The sequence below is a fragment of the Altererythrobacter chaiwopuensis genome, from assembly GCF_054957755.1.
The window spans coordinates 1,374,788-1,395,719 of record NZ_JBTXJG010000001.1; the positions used below are offsets into that span (position 1 = coordinate 1,374,788).

Here is a 20,932-nt window from a genome sequence, read left to right on the forward strand (position 1 = left end):
GTCAGTTGAAGCCGGTCTGCGGGAACATCCATTTTTGCGCCAGCGGAACCTCGAATGGCGTCCAGTCATCCTCTGGCTGTGCCAGCCGGTCAGCAATCGCGATCATCACCGAGGGGTTGACTCCCAGCCCGCAATGGCTGGCGTAAACCTCGATATTCTCGCTGGGCGTGCGGGTGGGTTTCTGCACCGAACCGCGCCAATGCACGATACCGTCGGTTTTGGTCAGGATCGAGGTGGTCGGCACCGGCGGCGCCTCGTCAAGCCCCTGGAAACGCCCGCCACGCATCGGCTCGGGCTGCTTGCCGTTGAGCAATTCGAACAGGCGGCGGGCATTGGTATGGCCGCGGTCATCCGAAATCGGGCTGCCGAGGCTGATCACCAGCCGAACCCGATCGGGGTGCAGCTTGGCCAGTTCGCGTGCAAGCACGCCGCCGAGGCTCCAGCCGACCAGCGAAACCTTGCGCCCGCTTTCATCATTGAGCCGGGCGAGCTGGTTTTCGAGCCGTTCGATCAGGGCATTGTCAACGCGGACATTGCGCCCGCTGTCCCAGCCGTGGGCATCATAACCCAGATCGCGCAGCAGCCGGCGCATCGGCGCAGTCGAATTGTTCGTTGCCATGAAGCCAGGCAGCACCTTTACCGTGTGCCCGTCACCACGCGGCAATTGCGACAGGAAGGGGCGGCTGAGGTAGAATGCCCCCAGTTCGAAGAGGGCACGGGCTTCGGCCAGCGTCCACAGCCTGCTGGGCGGGCGCGCCGCGCGATCAAACTCTTCCTCAACCATTGCCAATGTGGCCATATCTGCGTCCCTTTTGTTGTCTTTGTCCCGGCCCATCAGGCCTGTTTCGCTTTGCTCGCCGTGCGCTTGCGCTTTGCAGTGGCCCCGCGTTTCGGCTTCGCGGCGGGTTTCTTCGCCGCGACCTTTGCCTTGGCGGCGGGCTTCTTCGCCGTCGGCTTGCGCTTTGCCGCCGGTTTGGCTGTCTTCCCGTCAAGCGCCCTGGCCGCTGCCAGCAGCTCGTTGAAACCGTCCTCGATGCACTGCACGTAGAATTCGGGATCGGGCAGCAATTCACGGTCAGCGGTAAAGGCGACCGTTGCCTCGTCGCAATAGCTCTGCACGACATGCCCAATGCCCATCCCGTCGGTAAGGCAAAGCAGCCCCATCATGCTCTCCAGCCGTGCGCCGCTCGAATAGATCGGGATCGGCGGGCCGGGCACATTCGTCACCACGGTTGTGAACGGGGGGCCGACCCCGCGATTGGCAAGGCCAAGGCGGGTATAAAGCTGCGCGCCCAGCGCCATGAACAGCGCAGGCGAGACCTTGCTGATCTCGGTCATGTTGCGCGCGCCCAGCGCATCGGACATCGCCTTGCTGTTGGTGGTCTGCGAATGGACGAATTGCAGCCGTTCTGCCGGATCATCGATATGTGTTCCCAGCGGCGCGATCATCGCCGCCACCTGGTTGCCCATATCGCCCTTCTCGCCCGTCGACCGGACCGAGATTGGCGCCATCGCGGTGAGCGTTTTCTTGGGCAAATCATCCTTGGCGAGGAGATATTTGCGCATCGCCCCGCCGATGATGGCCAGGAACACGTCATTGACCTTGGCCCCTGGTGCCAGCGCCCGGATCGCCTTGATGTCTTCCAGCTTGAAGCTGCGTCCTTCGACCACGCGGTGCGGCGAGATGACCCGGTTGAAGCGCGTCTTGGGCGCAACCAGGTCAGAGCTGACCTTGAGTTCCTTGGCGGCCAGCCCCTTGATCGCCCTGGCCAGACCGGGCGCCGCCTTGGCTGCCACCTCCAGCTGCTTGAGCGGATTGGTGACCGCGTTGAAATAGCTCTTGCCCAGCAGCTCGATCGGATTGGGAACCTTCCCCGGCTTCCATTTGTCAGGCGTATCGGGCGGAGGTGCATCGGCCTGAAGCGTATGCATTGCTTCCATCAGGTCGATCCCGCTCATCCCATCGATCGCCGCGTGATGCACCTTGGTGACCATGGCGAAACTGCCCTTGGCAACGCCCGGAATATTGTCGAGCCCTTCGACAACCGTGAACTCCCACGGCGGGCGCTCCAGATCCAGCGGGCGCGCGAATATCCGTGCCGCCTGGATGCATAGCTGGCGCCAATCGCCCGGCTTGGGCAGGGCAACATGGCGGACGTGATATTCGAGATCGAAGTCCGGATCCTCGATCCAATAGGGATAATCCAGATCGAACGGCACGCGCACCAGCCGCTGGCGGACTGTACGGCTCAACTGCAACCGGCTTTCGAAAAAGCCCAGTATATCCTTGAAGCGAACAAAGCCGCCGGGAGCTGTCTCCGGATTGTAGATCAGGATCGAGCCGATATGCATCGGCGAATTGCGCGATTCCATCGCAACGAAGGACGCATCCATGCCTTGCAGTTGGCGCAAGGGATTCTCCCGCTATGCCCCGCTATGGGGTCTATGTTGCAAATGCTAACACAGTTCGGATCGCGGTCAACTTGCCGCACCCGTCAAGGCTCGCCTGCGCGGCACTGCGGGCGGTGCGGGTTCGCTAGAGAGCTTCGCCCGCCGCGAAGCCAGAAGCCCAGGCCCACTGGAAGTTATAGCCGCCCAGCCAACCGGTTACGTCAACCGCTTCACCGATCGCATAAAGGCCGGGAGTTTTGTTGGATTCCATGGTCTTGGACGAAAGACCGGCGGTAGAAATGCCGCCCACCGTCACTTCGGCCTTGGCAAAGCCTTCACTGCCATTGGGATGGAATGCCCAGCGCGACAGGCGCGCTTCGGCTGTTCTCAGGGCCTTGTTGGGGGCATTGCCCAGTTCGGTTTGAAGGCCGATCTTGTCCGCCAGAATGTCTGCCAATCTGTCCGGCAAGGCTTCCCGCAGCACGGATTTGAGTGTGACACGTGGATTCTCCCGCTTGCATTCGATCAGCCAGTCGCTGGCCCGACCGGGCAGAAAATCGACGGTGACGGCATCGCCCGGGCGCCAATAGGAGCTCGCCTGCAGGATCGCCGGGCCGGATAGCCCGCGATGGGTGAACAGCGCGGCCTCGGCAAAACTGGCCTTGCCCGCCGTAGCGACGACCGGTGCCGAGACGCCCGAGATTTCGCGGAACAACACTTCCTCACCTCCCAATGTCAGCGGGACGAGGGCGGGGCGCGGCTCCACTACCTTCAGGCCGAATTGCCGCGCAAGGTCATAGGCAAAACCGGTCGCGCCCATTTTCGGGATCGAGGGGCCGCCGGTGGCGATCACGAGGGCGGGGGAGGTAAAGGTGCCTTGCTGAGTAGTGACGTGGAACAGGCTGCCGTCATGCGCAACCTCGCCCACTTCCTCGTTGCAACGGATCGTCACATCGCCTTTCGCGCATTCGGCCAGCAGCATGTCGACGATCTGCTGCGCCGGACCGTCGCAGAACAGCTGGCCCAGCGTCTTTTCGTGCCAGTCGATGCCATAGCGATCGACCAGCGCAATGAAGTCACGCGGAGTGTAACGGGCGAGCGCGCTCTTGGCGAAATGCGGGTTGGCGGAAATGAAGTTCGCCGGACCAGCATTTATATTGGTGAAATTGCAGCGCCCGCCGCCCGAGATCAGGATCTTCTTGCCCGGTTTCTCGCTCTTTTCCAGCACCAGCACGCGGCGCCCGCGCTGCCCCGTGCGCGCCGCGCACATCAGCCCGGCGGCACCTGCGCCGAGAACTATGACATCGAATTGATTGTCCACCCGCGCCCCATTGCGGCTTTGCCATTTGTGCGCAAGGTTTCTATCTGCCGGACATGGCGCGAACTCCGGCAGGCACCCCTCACGATCCGCGTGGTGCGGAACGCTTCAACGAGGAGCGGGCGACCTATACCGTTGCCAGCGCGCAGCCTGACCTCGAAGCGGGGATTGCCGCAATTCGCGCCACGGTAAAGACGCTCAAGCCCGTGCCGGGTATCTACCGGATGCTCGATGCGCGCGGCGACGTGCTTTACGTCGGCAAGGCGCGTGCTTTGAAGAACCGCGTGGCGAATTACACGCAGGTGCAGGGGCTCACCAATCGCCTGCTGCGGATGGTGAGCCAGTGCCGCAGCATGGAGATCGTCACCACCAATTCGGAAGCCGAAGCGCTGCTGCTGGAGGCGCAGCTGGTCAAACGCTTTCGCCCGCCCTTCAACGTGCACCTGCGCGACGACAAGAGCTTCCCCTTCATCCTGCTGCGCGCCGAGCATGAATTTCCGCGGATCATGAAGCATCGCGGTGCGCGCAAGGCCAAAGGGAACTACTATGGCCCCTTCGCCAGCGCGGGCAGCGTCAACACCACCATCAACGCGCTGCAGAAGCTGTTCCTGCTGCGAAGTTGCACCGACAGTTTCTTCAGCCGCCGTGACCGACCGTGCCTGCTTTACCAGATCAAGCGCTGCAGCGCGCCCTGCGTGGGGCGGATCAGCAAGGAGGATTATGCCGCGCTGACCGGCCAGGCGAAGGACTTTCTGTCGGGCAAGTCCTCCGCAGTGCAGGCTGACCTTGAGCGGCAGATGGCTGAAGCCGCCGAAGCGCTCGATTTCGAAACCGCCGCGATCCTGCGTGACAGGCTGCGCGCCGCAACCTTCATCCAGGGATCGCAGGCGATCAATGCCCAGGGCGTGGGCGATGCGGACGTGTTTGCGCTGGCGGCCAAGGGTGGGCAGGTCGGCATCCAGGCCTTCTTCATCCGCGGCGGGCAGAACTGGGGGCACCGCGCCTTCTTTCCCACGCATACGAAGGAAGTCGAGGAAGCCGAAGTGCTCTCCAACGTCATTCTGCAATTCTACGAGGAAGTACCGCCGCCGCCCACCGTGCTGGTCGACCGCGAATTGCCGGAGCGGGAGCTGATCGAACTGGCGCTGGGAGAAGTTGCGGGGCGCAAGGTCAGCGTTTCAGTCCCGCAGCGCGGCGAACGGCGCAGGCTGATGCAGCAGGCCGAAAGGAATGCCGTGGAGGCGCTCGAGCGGCGTATGGCCGAAAGCGGCACCAAGGCGAAGGTGATGCGCGACCTCGCCGAATTCCTTGAGCTTGACGGGGCGCCGCAGCGGATCGAAGTTTATGACAACAGCCATATCCAGGGTGACAAGGCAGTTGGCGCGATGGTGGTGGCGGGGCCGGAGGGTTTCCTCAAGAACCAGTATCGCAAGTTCAATATCCGCGAAGCGCAGACCAATGACGATTTCGGGATGATGCGCGAAGTGATGCGCCGGCGGTTTCGCAATCTGGCTGAGAATCCTCCCCAGGATGGGGAGGGGGACCACCTGAAAGGTGGTGGGGGGGAATCGCGGGATGGGACTTCCCCTCCGTCAGCGGCTGCGCCGCTGCCACCTCCCCGTTCCGGGGAGGATCATCGGAACACATGGCCCGATCTGGTGCTGATCGACGGCGGGAAGGGGCAGATGTCATCGGTGCGCGATACGCTGGAGGAGCTTGGCATAGAGGACGTGCCGCTGATAGCCATCGCCAAAGGGCCGCACCATGGGCGCGAGGGGCGCGAAGTGTTCCATTTCCCCGACGGACGCGAGAAGACGCTGCCCACCAATTCGCCGCTGCTGTTCTATCTTCAGAACCTGCGCGACGAGGTGCACCGCTATGTGATTGGAGCGCATCGGGCCAAGCGCAGCCGCGCGATCAGTGCTTCGCCGCTCGACGAGATCCCCGGTATCGGCCCGGCGCGCAAGCGTGCGCTGCTGCTGCATTTCGGCACTGCGGGAAAGGTGCGCGCGGCCTCGCTCGAAGACCTCCAGCGTGCGCCCGGCGTCAGTGACGTAGTGGCGCGGAAGATCTACGATTTCTATCACGCAGGCGGGTAAGTTCGCCTAGCCGCGCTTCGGGCCGCCGGGCTTACCCCCGCCTTTGCCCGGACCCTTGCCAGCACTTTTGAAAGCGCCTTTGCCTGCACCCTTACCCTTGAATCCTGGCTTGGGCTTGCCGGCGAACTTCTTGTCGGGCTTGGGGCCATCCTTGTTGTCGCGTTTGAAGGGCACGCGCGGCTTGCCGGCAGGCCCTTTGCGGAATGGCTTGTCGCGGGCATCGGGGCCGCCATGTTTGCGGTTCTCGCGCGCTTCCATGCGCGGGCCCTCAGCCGATTCCTCGATCACGATCGCATCCTGCTCATCCTCGTCCGAGGCGGTGCGGCGCAAGGCATCGGCGAATTTCGGAGCAATGGCGCGCGGCACCTGAAACCAGCTTTCATGCTGGCCGATGCGGATCGCGCCGATTTCATTGCGGGTAATGTGGCCGCGGCGGCAGATCAGCGGCAGGATCCAGCGCGGTTCGGCGCTTTGGCGGCGACCGATTCCCATCTTGAACCACACCACGTCTTCGAAACCGGGGCGGTGCCGCTCGGCCTGGGCCTTCTCGCGCGCTTCGGGCGTATTGGCGAGCAGTTCTTCCGGCTGCGGCATCTTGGCGCGGTGCGCCTGAACCAGTGCGGCAGCAATATCCTCGGCGGGCAGCTTGCCCATCAGTTCGGCCGCCAGCTCGCGGTCATCGTCCTCATATTCGGTCGGAGCGGTGAGCTTTTCCATCAACCGGTCATGATCCTTCTTGCGGATCGCCTCCACGGTCGGCGCACCCATCCACGCGGCCTCGATCCGCGCGCCGCGCAGCATGCTCTCCACCCGCTTGCGGCGGTTATACGGCACCACAATCGCGGCGATGCCCTTCTTGCCCGCTCGCCCAGTGCGGCCCGAACGGTGCTGGAGCGTTTCGGCATCGCGCGGGATCTCGACATGGATCACCAGGCTCAGCGTTGGCAGGTCGATACCGCGCGCCGCGACATCGGTGGCAACGCACACGCGCGCACGCCGGTCACGCATTGCCTGCAGCGCCTGGTTGCGCTCTGACTGCGAATGTTCGCCAGACAGGGCAACCACGCCAAAGCCGCGGTTCTGCAATGTGGCGTGCAGCCGCCGCACGCTGTCGCGCGTGGCGCAGAAACAGATCGCGGTTTCAGCCTCGTGAAAGCGCAGCAGATTGACCACCGCATTCTCGATTTCCGATGGGCCGACGGTGATCGCCTGATAGCTGATATCGCCGTGCCCGCGGTTTTCGTCCGCTAGCGACAGCCGCAGCGCGCCGCTCTGATAGCGTTCGGCCAGGCGAACGATCGCGGGCGGCATGGTGGCGGAAAACATCAGTGTGCGGCGCTGGTCGGGCGCAGCGTCAAGAATTTCCTCGAGGTCTTCGCGAAAGCCCATGTCGAGCATTTCGTCCGCTTCATCCAGCACCACGCCGACAAGGCCGGAGAGATCGAGTGCGCCGCGCTCCAGGTGATCGCGCAGGCGCCCCGGAGTTCCGACAACGATGGCCGGGCCCGTGCGCAGCGCGCGGCGTTCCTTGCTGGCATCCATTCCGCCAACGCAGGTGGCGATGCGCAGGCCCGCCTTGGCGTAAAGCCAGCCGAGTTCGCGGCTGACCTGCAGCGCCAGCTCGCGCGTGGGCGCGATCACCAGGGCGAGCGGCCTTTCGGTCAGCGGTGTGCCGCGAATTTCGCCGAGCAGCTCGTCTGCCAGGGCAAGGCCGAAGGCAACGGTCTTGCCCGATCCGGTTTGCGCCGAAACAACCAGGTCGCGCCCTGCGGCATCGGGGCCGGTCACGGCCGCCTGGACCGGGGTTGGGGCTGAATAGCCGCGTTCGGTCAGGGCTTCGGCAAGGATCGGCGGTAGATTTTCGAAAGACATGCAAACTCGCAAAGGTGGGTAGCCGCGCCGGGGTTCGGCGGGGGAGGGAAATGGAGGCAAGAGGCTGGTGAGGGGCTCGCGCGAAAGTCAACGGCGGGCGGCGGGATACACCAGCGGCGCCTTTGCGCGGGCCTATAGCGCCAAAAGCCGCGCTTGGCTTGTTTTATTTTTGCAGGTGCGAAATGGGCGTGGCGAAGCGAAACTGACGTTCCGCTGCCGGCACCAATTGCGCACTCTGGCGTTTCTTCAGCTGGCGGAATTGGCCACCATGTCACGCTGCAGAGTGCGGCCGGCCAGAAGATAATGCAGCGCGGCCCAACCATAACCACAAATGAAAATGACAATCGACCACTGCAAGCCGCGCGCCTCGGCGCTTGCGCAAGCAGCCACGGCGGTTTTCTCTGCCTCACTAAGAAGAGGTATCGCTTCGGGAGCAAGCGTAATCAATGACTTGCACGCCTCTAGCGTGAGCCCGAGGCCTTGCCCGTCCAGGAATACTGTCTTCAAGAAGGTCGAGAGCACCCCGATAAGGGGTGGGCCGAGGCCGTAGCCGAGCAGGTTTACGACGAACAGCGTGATTGCGACCGATGTGGCGCGCATCCGGCTGTCGACCACCCCTCCTGATACCGCATACATCGGCCCCAGGTAGAAATAATGGATCATCGCCGCGATCATCAGCGGCGGCATCGCCAGCCACAAATTGTCAACCAGAAAGCCGAAAGCGTAAAGCGGCACGGATGCACCCATGCCGAGCGCCGGCAGCCACGAAAGTGCGTTGGGATGCCGTTTCGACATCTTGTCGGCGAGCCAGCCGGAAGCGAATACGCCCAACGCGGCCATCAAACCCAGGATTATGCCGAAGAGCAACGAGGCGTCCTGGATCGAAAGGCCGTGCGTGCGTATCAGGAAAGAAGTGGTGAACTGCCCAACACCGTAGCCAACAAAAGAGGCAAGCGTCGCACCGGTCACTATGTGCCAATAGGCGGGTTTTTTCATCAGCAGGGCCAAGGCTTCGCGAAAGCTTGCTTTCGCCAGCCCCTGCAGGGCCGCGGGATCAGTATAACCGCGCGGCGGTTCCTTTATGCTGCACCAGACGATCAGTGACAGCAGCAGGCCCGGCGCTCCGACTATCACGAAGGCGATGCGCCAGCCCTCCACCTGGGACCAGTCCAGATTACCGAACAGGAAGCCAAGGCCGACTGCATTCACCCATGCGCCGAATTGCGCACCCTCCAAGCCAGCTATCTGTCCCCCGAAGATCGCCGCCAGCATTCCGCCGAGCGGAACTCCCAGAGCATAGATCGATACTGCGGTTGCTCGGCGTGAAGGTTTGAAATAATCCGCAATGAGTGACTGGGCTGGAGGCGTGCATCCAGCCTCTCCAATGCTTACCCCTACCCGGAACAGGAAAAGCATAAGGAACGACATCGCAAAACCACAAAGGGCGGTGAACAGGCTCCAGATCGCTACGGCTGTGGCAATGATGACTACCCGGTTATAACGCTCTGCGCCGCGCGCTATCGGGATGCCAATAAATGTGTAAAGCACGGCAAATGCTGGCCCGCCCAGCATTCCCATCTGCCAGTCCTCAAGGCCGAAACTGAGCTTGATCGGCTCAGTCAGAATATTGACGATCGTTCGGTCGATGAAGTTGAAGATATAGACGATAAGCAGTGCACTGAGCACATAGGACCGATAGCCCGGAGATCCGAAACCGTCAGATGCGGGAGCAACATTTGTTGATGCTTGCACCGTCGCTTGGCCCATCAAATTCTCCCAAGAGATCCATGTCGATTTGACACTGGAGTTTGCCCGGTTGGGCCATCGCATTGGTGCACCTTCTGAGCATTTGAGCAACAGGTAAAGCTATATGAGATGAGTCGGCACCCCCACCCATTATCGGACATTCAGCCGCTCATCCCAGCATTCCCCGCTCGACCCATGTCGAATGGACGCCGCTCGAAATCTTGTGCGGCAGCGCCAAGCGGCAGATCGGCCCCTTGGTCACGTCGCTGGCGTCGAGAATGGCGAATTCGCTGGTGCCCTTGTTCTCATCAATCAGGAAAGTGACGAGATATGCATCGTCCTCGGACATAGCGCCCTTGCGGGGCACGACCGGGCTTTCGCTGGCATAAACCCCCTTGGGCAATTCATAGACCTGCTCCTCGCCGGTCTCGGTATCTTGTCGGCAATAGCCGTTGAACAGGAACCAGCCGGGCTTGCTGGTGGTCGACCAGACGTAACGGCTCTTCTTCATCGCGTAGTCGGGATTGATCATCCCGAATTCGACGATCCGGTCGCTGAGGCGCTCTTCGCGCGTTTCGCCTGTCTTCAGGTTGAAGCGCCAGCGATGCAGCCGGCACTGGAAGCTGTGCTCGTCGACATAGGCCATCATATGCGCATATCGCCCGAATTCCGCGATCGGCTCAGGCATGGGGCAGGACTGGTGATAGCCTTCCAGCACTACCTCGTCGCCCTCTTCATAGGCGTTGGTCCAATGGAGCACATAGGTCGGCTCGGCCTCGAACCAGCGGATATCTTCCGGCTGGCCATGGCGCGGGATCAGCGCGAAGCGGGTGGGCAGGCCATCGTGCAGCCGCGCAGCGTGAATATCGCGCGCCAGCGCCTCCGCGTCCCAGAACAGCGGCATGTCATTCAGGATCGACCAGTTTTTGGTGATCGCCATGTCATGCGGCAGGCGCGGGCCGGGTAGCGGGATAGGCACGTAATGAACCAGCTTTCCGCGCCGATCGACCACGCCATAATGCATGTAGGGGGCATGGACGCCGTAGTTGAAGAACATCAGCTCTCCGGTTTCCTCGTCCACCTTGGGATGGGCGGAAACGCCGTCGAGCGGCCCCCATGGTGCCTTGCCCAGGTTTTCCAGCGTGACGGGATCGAGCATCCACGCCTCCCCGCACTGGTAGAAGGTGGCATAGGCCACGCCGGCATGGACCACGATGTCGGTGCTGCCGGTGTCCTTCAGGCCCCCATGTGCGCCGAAGCCGGGGCGCTTCGACGTGCCCGGTGGGTCCATCAACCCCCCCCATAGCGACTGTCCGGCAATCTGCTCTTCAGTGAAACAATGGGTGCGCACGAAACGGTTGCGATAGCTGACCTTGCCGCCCGAAATGCTGACCTGGTGGATCATGGCATCGCCATCGAAAGGATGATGGCGGCCAAGCGGCTGGTGCACCGGGTTTTCGGTGTTGCGCAGATATATGCCGTCAATATCCAGCGGCACTTCGCCTTCGATCACTTCCAGCGCGTCAACCGTTATCTCTTCGTGCAGCGGAGTCCAGGCGCCGGAGAGATAGGGGTGGTTCGATGGTTCGAGCGTGTATTTCAGCGGTGCTTGGCGGGTGATCTGCATTGGCAATCCTCTCCTGCGAAATGATGCGCCGGAGGGCGCGGCGATGCAAGAGGAGGTATGGCACAGGCCGGCCTTGCCGCGTTTCCTACTCCAGCCCTTGTCGCTAGCCTGGCGTCATGAAATTGTGCTGCAAGATCCATACGGACCATCACTCGCACCCTTGCATGGCCAGGGCATTTTTTTGGAACATAGACAGTGTTCCATGTGTTCCATCTGGTTGGATGCCGCGCGCAGCGAACTTAAAAATTTTGATCGAAATCAATGAAGCTTGCCCCGTTCATTCTAACCCTAATCGTGTTAGACAGGGTGAGTCGCAAACTTGCCGAACCGGAGGAGAGCCGCGATGAAATCAATCTTGCTGCACATCAATGACGACGCCGGACTGGAAGCGCGCATACAGGCGGCGCTCGATCTGGCACGTGCGTTCGGCGGGCATATTACCTGTCTGCAATCGGTGACTTACGAGATTTTCGCCCCGGGTGACTTCTACGGCTCGGCGATGGCGGCAGCGATGCCGGTGATCCGCGAGAATGCCGAAGCGCTGCGCAAGCAAGTCGAGATCGATCTGGCGAATGAGGATGCCTCGTGGGAGTGGATTTTCCAGTTCGGCATGGCGGAAAGCCGGTTGCTGGAGAAATCGGCGATCAACGACGTGGTAGTGGTTGGCCCCAATGATATTGGCGAGAACGGGCCGCGCCCCTCGCGCATGGTGGGCGACCTGTTGATCCATTCGCGCACGCCCGTGCTGGTGGTGCCCAATGACCAGAAATCGCTCGACTGCGGCGGTCCGGCGCTGGTTGCATGGAACGGCTCGACCGAAGCCTGTGTGGCTCTGCGTGCTTCGGTTCCGTTATTGACCAAGGCGAGCAAGGTCTATCTTGCCACGGTAACGGAAGAAAATTCCAAGGTGCGTTATGACTTCCCACCGGTGGAGGGCGCGGAATATCTCAGCCGTCATGGTATTCGGTCCGAAATCGTCGAAATCCCGCAAGGGGACGCCTCCATTCCGGATACATTGGTTGCAGCAGCGCAGGTGCGCGGGTGCGGCTATATGGTTATGGGAGCCTTTGGCCATTCGCGCCTGGCCGAACTGCTGCTGGGCGGGGTAACGCGCAAGGCACTGACCGACCCGCAAATCCCGATCCTGCTCGCACACTGAGCCGGATCAGGAGTTCCGCCTGCGGATCATGCCTTCCTGGGCCACGCTGGCGACCAGTTCGCCCGCGCGGTTGAGTATCCGCCCGCGGTTGAATCCCCGGCCACCGCCACTCCAGGGAGCATCGGTGGCGTAGAGCAGCCACTCGTCGGCGCGGGCGGGGCGGTGGAACCACAGCGCGTGATCCAGGCTGGCACCGGTCAATTCGCCGCGCATCCAGCTGAGGCCGTGCGGCAGTGCGCTGGTGCCAAGCAGGGTGAAATCGCTGGCATAGGCGATCACCGCGCGGTGCAATGCCGGATCATCGGGCAGGGGTGCCGCAGCCTTGAACCAGCTATGCGCGCGGGGTTCGCGTGGCTCGGCGTTCATCCAGTGCAGCTTGTCGGTGGTGCGCATTTCGATCGGCCGGGGGCGGAGCATGGTTTCGCGCATCGCGCCGCTGATTCCGGCCTTCGCGGCATATTCGCGCCGCAATTCCATATCGCTGCGCAGGTCTTCGGGCGGCGGGACATCGGGCATGGTGTAATCGTCATGCTCCAGTCCCGGTTCGGGTGTCTGGAAGCTGGCCGTGAGGTTCAGGATCGGGCGGCTGGCGCCATCCTGTTCCACCTGGCTGGCCACCACTCGCCGATTGGCAAAGCTGCGCCCATCGAAATCTGCTGCCACAGCATAGCTGATCGGCGGGCCTTCCTTGCCCCCGCGCAGGAAATAGGCGTGCAGCGAATGGGCCTGCTTGCCTTCACCCACGGTCGCTTGCGCCGCCTGCAGCGCCTGCGCGATCACCTGCCCGCCGAACACGCGGCCCACGCCGCCTTTTTGCGGGCGTCCGGTGAAATGATTGTCTTCGCCTGGCTCAACCGTCAGCAGTTTCACAAGCCCCGCAACAAGCTGCTCGGGCGAGGGCGATTCTGAAGTTGCTTTGGCCATGGTGCGGTTCCCTTGCGGCGTGTCCTCACCAAGGTCAAACTATCAAAAGGAAGACAACAATTCCTAGCTGGATCAGTTCAGCCTGGCCAGAGGTGGCGGGGCATTGCCATCTTGTGGCAGATAGGCCGGATTGTATCGCTCCAGCCATGAATATGCTTCCTCGATCCATTGGATATGAACATCGTCATAAGGCAAGTTGTGTGTGCCCTGTTCCTGTACGATATAACGAAAATCGCGGCCTTCGATCTTGCCTGAATTGCGCAGATTCTTCACCAGAGTTTCGGCCTGCTCCATCGGAATTCGCGCATCCCGCTTAGCGGTTACGATCAGAATGGGGGCCCATTTGCCGTCGGTATTGCGAGCCGAAGAAATACCTTCGGGATCGTCAGACGTGGCTTGAAATCCGCTGCTGAACCGCCCGAGGTTCTTGGCATCCCAGGCATTCATTAGGGGCATGTCATATACTCCCGCACCGGCGATGGCACATTTCCACACGTCCGGATCGCGTTGAGCACCACGAGCTGCCGCATATCCTCCATAGGACCAGCCCATGATGCAGGCGCGATCAGGGTCAATCAGGCCCGTTTCTCGGAAATAGCTAAGCAGATCGTTGAGATCGTCCTGCATCCGCTTGCCATAACCGCCAGGCTCCCTGCCCAATTTCTCGAACTCCTTCCCGTAGCCGCCCGAACCGCGATAATTGGGCTGGATTACCACATAGCCTTGTTCAGCCAGTGGCTGGTTCCATGGTTCGGTTTGATTGGTTGCCGATATGACACCGAACGGCCCACCGTGGGGCATAACCACAACCGGCAGGTTGGTTTGTCCTAAACGATGGCGCGGATAGGTGATGATAGCTTGTATCCTGGTTCCATCGCTGGCTGTGTACCATTCGGCCCTTACCGGATTGAGCGGGGCATCCTTTAATGAATCACGCAACCAATTCAGCAATCGCAACGCGCCCGTACGAGTATCGAACAGGTAGAATCCGCCCGCGCGCTTGGTGCCTCCGGCAAATACGACTATGCGCTCCAGATCGCTGGTATAATCAACGATCGACACTTCGTCAGGCCCGAAAACCTCTTCAAGCATCGACAGGATCGCCGTGTGCGTTGCATCGGTGAATTTGGTTTTCAATTCGCCGTCGAATGTGCGGTATCCGAGCAAAATGCCGTTTTCCTGATCTGTTATGAGGCCTTGAAGATCGAATCCCTCCGTTTCGAACACGGTCTCGACGGTTTCCATGGTCGTCAGGTTGAGCTTGTACAGCTTCGTAAAACCTTCATGGCGCGAGGTAACATAGGCCAGATCGGTGCCGGGTATGAACAGTTCTGGCGCAGGGATGGATTCGGTAAAGGTCTCATCGGCTTCATTGTAGACCGTCTTGAAATTCCGAACGCTTTCGCCCCTGTAGAGCATCCGGAATTTGCCATTGTCAGGGTCCCTGCTGAAGCCGATGCGGACATTGCCCTGGCTATCAGCCGCCCACCCCCTGACAATCGGATTGGTACGCTGGACTATCCTGTACTTACCGGTATCAACGTTGACTTCCAGAACCTCGGGAAAGCCCCATCGCTCGGTCGAGTTTGCCACTGAATCCCTTTGCAGCAGATAGGTGCCGGTTGAATGGTCCATATGCAGGATCTGTCCGGCATCCCCGCCTGATCCTCTCCAAGCCTGGTTTATCATCTCTCCGCTATCGATATCGTAGGCAACAAGACGTCGAAAATCGACAAGCCCCGATCCCAGATCTTCTCGCGAAATGATGGTCATCACTATGTGACGGTTGCCGATCCATCGGAAACCGGCCATCGTTCGGTCGCCTGTCTCGCGCACTTCCTCTGCTGCCAGGATGGGTTCAAGCATCAGGCTGTCCAGATTGAGCAGAACAAGCACCTCGCGACCATTACTGCCGGCAAGATAGGCCAGATATTTGCCGTCGGGCGAGATGCGCGGATTGCGCATGTTCGCCTTCTTTACAAATTCGGCGACTGGAATACGGTTCTCGACGGTTTGCGGCACTTGCGGTGCGGCAACCTCCTGCGCTGAAACTTCGCCGAATCCGGCAAAGGATAGCGAGAGCGCCAGCGGAGCTGCAGTGGCTGCAATCCACCTGCCTGACTGTTTGAAAATGTGCATCCTGATTCAGCCCCTCATTCAATAATCCATTGCAATACTAAGGCGAAGTCTCTCATTCGCAAGAAAAACCCCGCCCGGATTGCGCCGGGCAGGGCTTGAAGTCCCCAAATGATCGGGTTTGTCCTAGATCGCGGCGTGACCACCGGCGAGAGCCGCCAGCAGCAACAGTGCCACGATGTTGGTGATCTTGATCATCGGGTTCACGGCGGGACCTGCGGTGTCCTTGTACGGATCACCCACGGTATCGCCGGTTACGGCTGCCTTGTGGGCTTCGGAGCCCTTGCCGCCGTGGTTGCCGTCTTCGATGTATTTCTTGGCGTTGTCCCACGCACCGCCGCCCGCAGTCATCGAAAGAGCCACGAACAGGCCGCTCACGATCACGCCCAGCAGCAATGCGCCAAGTGCGGCAAAGCCGTTAACCTGACCTGCGATCGCGGTGATCACAAAGTACACCACAATCGGCGCAAGCACCGGAAGCAGCGACGGAATGATCATTTCCTTGATCGCCGCCTTGGTGACGAGATCAACCGTGCGGGCATAGTTCGGACGGCTTGTGCCTTCCATGATGCCCGGATCATTGGCGAACTGGTCACGCACGTCGATCACCACATCACCCGCAGCGCGGCCCACGGCAGTCATGCCCATCGCACCGAACAGGTACGGGAGCAGCGCGCCGAGCAGCAGTCCGACGATGACATAGGGGTTCTCAAGGCTGAAATCGACCGTCAGGTTCGGGAAGAACTCCTTGAGGTCGGTGGTATAGGCAGCGAACAGCACCAGCGCAGCAAGCCCCGCCGAACCGATCGCGTAACCCTTGGTCACAGCCTTGGTGGTGTTGCCCACAGCGTCGAGCAAGTCGGTCTTGTCACGGACGCTATCGTCCAGCCCGGCCATTTCGGCGATACCGCCCGCGTTGTCCGTCACAGGCCCATAGGCATCAAGCGCCACGACCATGCCGGCAAGGGCAAGCATGGCGGTCGCCGCATAGGCGATGCCGATCAGGCCTGCGAGCTGATATGCGATGATGATGCCCGCCACGATGACGATGGTCGGCAGCGCGGTCGCTTCAAGGCTGATGGCCAGCCCCTGGATTACATTGGTGCCGTGGCCCGTTTCCGATGCCTTGGCAATCGAGCGGACCGGACGGAAACCTGTGCCGGTGTAATACTCGGTGATCCAGATGATGAGGCCAGTGATGACAAGGCCTAGCAGTGCGCAATAGAACAGTGCGCGGCCGGTAATATCATTGCCGTTCACGCTGGCGACAACGGCTTCCATGCTGCCCAGCGCCACGTCGGTCGAAACCCAGATGGCCGGCACAGCCAGAACCGCGCTGACAAGGAAGCCCTTGTACATTGCGCCCATGACATTGGTGCCGCCGCCTAGACGGACGAAATAGGTGCCGATGATGCTGGTGACGATGCACACGCCGCCAATCAGCAGCGGAAGCGCCATCAGCCCTTCGAGCACGGCAGAAGTCTTGAGCAGCAGCGCGGTCAGCACCATGGTGGCGCCAACGGTCACGACATAGGTTTCGAACAGGTCGGCCGCCATGCCGGCGCAGTCACCCACATTGTCACCCACGTTGTCGGCGATCACCGCCGGGTTGCGCGGATCGTCTTCGGGGATACCTGCTTCGACCTTGCCGACCAAATCGGCGCCGACATCGGCAGCCTTGGTGAAGATGCCGCCGCCCAGACGCGCGAAAATCGAGATCAGCGATGCGCCGAAGGCGAGCGCGACAAGGGCGTCGACAACGGTACGATCTTCACCGCCAACGGTATAGCCGCCCGGACCGGTGAGATACCAGTAGAACACAGCAATCGCGAGCAACGCGAGGCCGGCCACCAGCATGCCGGTGATCGCGCCAGCGCGGAAGGCCAGCGTCAGGCCTTCCTGCAGGCCCTTGCTTGCAGCCTGTGCGGTGCGGACATTGGCGCGCACCGAGATGTTCATGCCGATGAAGCCCGCCACACCCGAAAGGATCGCGCCGATCACGAAGCCGGTCGCGCTGATGGTGCCGAGGAAATAGGCAACGATCACCGCCACCGCCACGCCGACCACGGCGATGGTGGTGTACTGACGCTTGAGATAGGCCTGGGCGCCTTCCTGAATGGCGCCGGCGATTTCCTGCATTTTTGCGTTCCCGGCATCTGCGCCGAGAACCTGGCGGCTGGTGACGAAGCCATACACGATGGCGAGTAGCCCCAGCACAATTGAGATCTGAATAAGGTCCACGAACTCTTCCCCTCTTGCCCACGTGGAAAAGCGCCTCCGCGAACGCAGAGGCGATAGGTGGCGCTGGCTATAGGCGATGCGACGGCGGTGACAAGGGTGGAATCGGTGGAATCCCGCCAACTCACCTTGCTTTCACCAGTTTCACCAAGGTGGGTCAGTGCTGGTAGCCAAGACCTGCCTGGTTGATCAGCGGGTGGCCGTCCAGCACAAGCGAAGCGAAGCCAGGCGGCTCGACTGTGCCGATGCGCGTGCACTCGACCGGTGGCTCGACACCTTGTGGCAGTGTGAACAGCAGTTGATAGTCATCGCCCCAGCGCAGGCATTCCTCGCGCCGATCCTGCGCGGCAACGGGCACGCGGATGCTGTCGATAGCGATGGTCGCGCTGCTTGCACTGGCCATGCGCCATGCATCGAGCAACAGGCCATCCGAAATGTCCATCATGGCTGTCACATGCGGTGCGAGCGCAAGGCCTTCATCGAGCAGCGGATGGGGCCGCAAATAGGCCATGGCGTGCATCGCATCGCCCTCAAAGCCCAGCATTGCGCGGCCCAGCGTGCCGGTGACATAAACCAGGTCGCCCGGCTGCGCGCCGCTGCGCGAAGGCACAGGCAGATGCGTTGCCCGGCCGATCGCGGTAAGTCCGAAACTGCGCGGGCCGTGGCTGCGGATCGTATCGCCGCCAAGCAGGGGAGCATGATATGTTTCAAGTGCTTCGCGCAGTCCATCCAGGAAACGCTGGTCGCCCGCGCCAAGGCTGTGGCCCAGCAAGACGCCGATTGGCTGAGCGCCCTTGGCCGCGAGATCCGACAGGTTCACCGCCACCAGCTTCCACGCGACATCGGCCATGTCGGCACCGGACGGGAAATGCGTCCCCTCCGCCATCATGTCGTGAGTGATGACCAGCGTTTCTCCGCCGAATTCCAGTACAGCGCAGTCATCTTCCAGCTCGCGCGCGCCCGCGTGGAGCGGCAGTTTGCGCAAGGCAGCGATGAAGGTGTGCTCGTCTATGGCCGCACATCCTTGGCCACGGCATCGAGAATGCCGTTGACGAATTTCGCCTCGCGATCATCGAAGAACGCCTTGGCGACATCGACATATTCGTTGATTGCACTCGCAACCGGGACATCTGCACGTGCAATCAATTCGTAAGTGCCGCAGCGCAGGATCTGCAGCATGGTCTTGTCGAGCCGCGCCAGCGTCCAGCCCTGTGCCAGTTTGCCGGTGAGCTTTTCGTCGATCTCTTCGCGCCGCGCATCCACGCCCGATACCAGATCGTCGAAGAAATCGACCTCGGCCGCTGCATATTGCTCGTCGTCGATCTCCATGCCCAGCCGATGCTGGTGGAATTCATTCAGCAGTCGCGCAAGCGCGGTGCCTTCCATATGCTGCTGGTAAACCGCCTGGACTGCGGCCAGTCGGGCTGCAGACCGGGCTTGCGAGCGGGCAGGAATTTTCATTTGAGCCTCAATTCGACCGATTTGGCGTGTGCGGGCAGGCCTTCTGCATGGGCCAGCGCGACTGCGGCGGGCCCCACTTTGCCGAGCGACACCTCATCCAGTGCGATGAAGCTGGTACGCTTCATGAAGTCTAGCACGGACAGGCCGCTGGCGAAACGTGCGCGGCGCCCGGTGGGCAGCACATGGTTAGGCCCGGCAACATAATCGCCGATCGCCTCTGGTGTCATCCGGCCCAGGAACACGCTGCCCGCGTGGCGGATCGCGCGCAGCAGCGGTTCGGGCTTGGCCACGGCCAGCTCGACATGTTCGGCGGCGAGGCGATTGGCGAGCGGTACGGCTTCATCGAGCGTGTCCACCACGATGATCGCGCCATTGGCCTGCCAGCTGGCGGTGGCGGTTTCGGTGGTCGCAAGCTCGGCCAGCTGCGCTTCAATCTGCGCGGCTACCTCGTCTGCAAAACCGCTATTGTCAGTGATGAGGATTGATTGCGAGGTCGGATCATGCTCGGCCTGGCTGAGCAAATCGGCTGCGATCCAGTCTGCCCGGTTGTGCCTGTCAGCGATCACCAGAATTTCGCTTGGCCCAGCCACCATATCGATGCCGACCACGCCGAAAAGCTGGCGCTTGGCCTCCGCGACCCAGGAATTGCCCGGCCCGGTGATCACATCGACCGGCCTGATCCGCTGCGTGCCATAGGCAAGCGCGGCCACCGCCTGCGCTCCGCCCACGCGCCAGATTTCGTCCACGCCCGCGATATGCGCTGCGGCCAGCACCAGCGGGTTGGCCTTGCCATGCGGCGTGGGGGTGACGACCACCAGCCGCTCGACCCCGGCAACTTTGGCGGGGATGGCGTTCATCAGCAGAGAAGAGGGATAGGCCGCGCGCCCGCCCGGCACATATAAGCCCGCAGCGTCGACCGCGCGCCAGATCGCGCCCTGGCGCACGCCCGCGTGATCGGTGAAGTCCCGGTCAGTCGGCAGCTGGTCAGCGTGATAGGCACGGATGCGCTCTGCCGCGAGTTCCAGCGCGCCGCGCAGTTCGCCGCCCAGCGCGTCATAGGCGGCGCGGCACTCGGCGGCGGAAATGCTCCAGTCGCTGTCATCGGCAAGCTCATAGCTGTCGAAGCGCTCCGAATATTCAGCCAGTGCCGCATCGCCCCGATCTTTGACATCAGCAAGGATCCGCGCCACGTCGCCGCTGACATCGCTGTCGCTTTCGCGCCGCGCATTGACCAGCGCGTCAAACTGAGCCGCAAACCCGGCAGCGGAGGAAACCAAACGCTGCATCAGCCCGCCGCCTGCTCTTCAGTGGTCTTGCGGAATGCCGCGACCAGCTCGGCCACGCGCGGATCGGTCTTGAGTGCAGCGCGATTGACGATCAGCCGCGCAGAAATGTCGATGATGCGGTCCGTCTCGACCAGGCCGTTATCCTTGAGTGTCTGCCCGCTCGAAACCAGGTCGACGATTTGCCGCGCAAGGCCCAGCGATGGTGCGAGCTCCATCGCGCCATTGAGCTTGACGCATTCGGCCTGGATGCCCCTGGCCTCGAAGTGCTTGCGGGTGAGATTGGGATATTTTGTTGCGACGCGCAGATGGCTTGCGTGGCCACCTACGCCCTCATCGCCCGCCACGCGCGCCACCGAAAGGCGGCAGTGCCCGATATCGAGATCGACCGGAGCATAGAGATCGGCATAGTCGAATTCCTCGATCACATCCGATCCCACAATGCCCACCTGTGCCGCGCCATGGGCGACGAATGTCGCGACATCAAAGGCACGCACGCGGATCAGGCGCATGTCGGTGCGATTGGTGGAGAAACTCAGCGAGCGATTGCCCTTGTCGTGAAAGGCATCTTCCGGCACCACACCCGCGCGTGCCATTACCGGCAGCGCTTCGTCGAGAATGCGCCCCTTGGGAATGGCGAAAGTCAGCTGAGTGGCGGCGGTGTCAGTCATAGCGCCG

The 20,932-nt window shown here is 61.7% G+C and carries 15 protein-coding genes; 2 read left to right on the top strand and 13 right to left on the bottom strand.

Features of this window, described 5'->3' with window-relative positions; genetic code table 11:
• Position 1: 1 nt before the first annotated feature.
• The 3 genes from ACX2DJ_RS06750 to ACX2DJ_RS06760 all read right to left on the bottom strand — a co-directional run bounded on the left by ACX2DJ_RS06750 (position 2) and on the right by ACX2DJ_RS06760 (position 3,661).
• Positions 2–799: an esterase/lipase family protein gene (locus ACX2DJ_RS06750; RefSeq protein WP_462571695.1), complete on the bottom strand. Its 798-nt coding sequence runs from the start codon at positions 797–799 to the stop codon at positions 2–4.
• A gap of 35 nt (positions 800–834) precedes the next feature.
• A complete protein-coding gene (locus ACX2DJ_RS06755) occupies positions 835–2,412 on the bottom strand; it encodes a WS/DGAT/MGAT family O-acyltransferase (RefSeq protein ID WP_462571696.1) in 1,578 nt (525 codons plus the stop codon).
• Positions 2,413–2,536: 124 nt separating this feature from the next.
• The gene (locus tag ACX2DJ_RS06760; protein WP_462572565.1) at positions 2,537–3,661 is read right to left on the bottom strand and encodes a BaiN/RdsA family NAD(P)/FAD-dependent oxidoreductase; all 1,125 of its coding nucleotides are present in this window, start codon (positions 3,659–3,661) and stop codon (positions 2,537–2,539) included.
• 104 nt (positions 3,662–3,765) lie between these two features.
• Here ACX2DJ_RS06760 and uvrC point away from each other — a divergent pair, with 104 nt between their 5' ends.
• Positions 3,766–5,808 (top strand): excinuclease ABC subunit UvrC, encoded by a 2,043-nt coding sequence (gene uvrC / locus ACX2DJ_RS06765; protein WP_462571697.1) that lies wholly within the window; start codon positions 3,766–3,768, stop codon positions 5,806–5,808.
• Positions 5,809–5,814: 6 nt separating this feature from the next.
• Here uvrC and ACX2DJ_RS06770 read toward each other — a convergent pair whose 3' ends face one another.
• The 3 genes from ACX2DJ_RS06770 to ACX2DJ_RS06780 all read right to left on the bottom strand — a co-directional run bounded on the left by ACX2DJ_RS06770 (position 5,815) and on the right by ACX2DJ_RS06780 (position 11,053).
• Positions 5,815–7,680: a DEAD/DEAH box helicase gene (locus tag ACX2DJ_RS06770; RefSeq protein WP_462571698.1), complete on the bottom strand. Its 1,866-nt coding sequence runs from the start codon at positions 7,678–7,680 to the stop codon at positions 5,815–5,817.
• Between the two features lie 246 nt (positions 7,681–7,926).
• Entirely contained in the window at positions 7,927–9,447 is a 1,521-nt protein-coding gene (locus tag ACX2DJ_RS06775) for a spinster family MFS transporter (protein ID WP_462571699.1), read from the bottom strand.
• Between the two features lie 148 nt (positions 9,448–9,595).
• Positions 9,596–11,053: a carotenoid oxygenase family protein gene (locus ACX2DJ_RS06780; protein WP_462571700.1), complete on the bottom strand. Its 1,458-nt coding sequence runs from the start codon at positions 11,051–11,053 to the stop codon at positions 9,596–9,598.
• Between the two features lie 343 nt (positions 11,054–11,396).
• On the opposite strand from ACX2DJ_RS06780, the gene ACX2DJ_RS06785 reads away from it, so the two are divergent.
• The gene (locus tag ACX2DJ_RS06785) at positions 11,397–12,212 is read left to right on the top strand and encodes a universal stress protein (RefSeq protein WP_462571701.1); all 816 of its coding nucleotides are present in this window, start codon (positions 11,397–11,399) and stop codon (positions 12,210–12,212) included.
• 6 nt (positions 12,213–12,218) lie between these two features.
• On the opposite strand, the gene ACX2DJ_RS06790 is transcribed toward ACX2DJ_RS06785, so the two are convergent.
• The 7 genes from ACX2DJ_RS06790 to hisG form a co-directional block, all read right to left on the bottom strand.
• A complete protein-coding gene (locus ACX2DJ_RS06790; protein ID WP_462571702.1) occupies positions 12,219–13,136 on the bottom strand; it encodes an acyl-CoA thioesterase in 918 nt (305 codons plus the stop codon).
• Between the two features lie 72 nt (positions 13,137–13,208).
• Positions 13,209–15,275 carry an alpha/beta hydrolase family protein gene (locus ACX2DJ_RS06795; protein ID WP_462571703.1) on the bottom strand — a complete coding sequence of 689 codons (2,067 nt, stop codon included), beginning with the start codon at positions 15,273–15,275 and terminating at the stop codon, positions 13,209–13,211.
• A gap of 123 nt (positions 15,276–15,398) precedes the next feature.
• Positions 15,399–17,513: a sodium-translocating pyrophosphatase gene (locus ACX2DJ_RS06800; protein ID WP_462571704.1), complete on the bottom strand. Its 2,115-nt coding sequence runs from the start codon at positions 17,511–17,513 to the stop codon at positions 15,399–15,401.
• Between the two features lie 154 nt (positions 17,514–17,667).
• Entirely contained in the window at positions 17,668–18,495 is an 828-nt protein-coding gene (gene thiL / locus ACX2DJ_RS06805) for a thiamine-phosphate kinase (protein ID WP_462571705.1), read from the bottom strand.
• Positions 18,496–18,518: 23 nt separating this feature from the next.
• Positions 18,519–18,971, bottom strand: a complete 453-nt coding sequence (gene nusB / locus ACX2DJ_RS06810) for a transcription antitermination factor NusB (protein ID WP_462571706.1) — start codon at positions 18,969–18,971, stop codon at positions 18,519–18,521.
• Entirely contained in the window at positions 18,968–20,257 is a 1,290-nt protein-coding gene (gene hisD, locus ACX2DJ_RS06815; protein WP_462571707.1) for a histidinol dehydrogenase, read from the bottom strand. Before hisD ends, nusB begins: the two co-directional genes overlap by 4 nt.
• Positions 20,257–20,925 (bottom strand): ATP phosphoribosyltransferase, encoded by a 669-nt coding sequence (gene hisG / locus ACX2DJ_RS06820; protein WP_462571708.1) that lies wholly within the window; start codon positions 20,923–20,925, stop codon positions 20,257–20,259. The genes hisD and hisG overlap by 1 nt, the downstream gene beginning before the upstream one ends.
• Between the last annotated feature and the right edge of the window lie 7 nt (positions 20,926–20,932).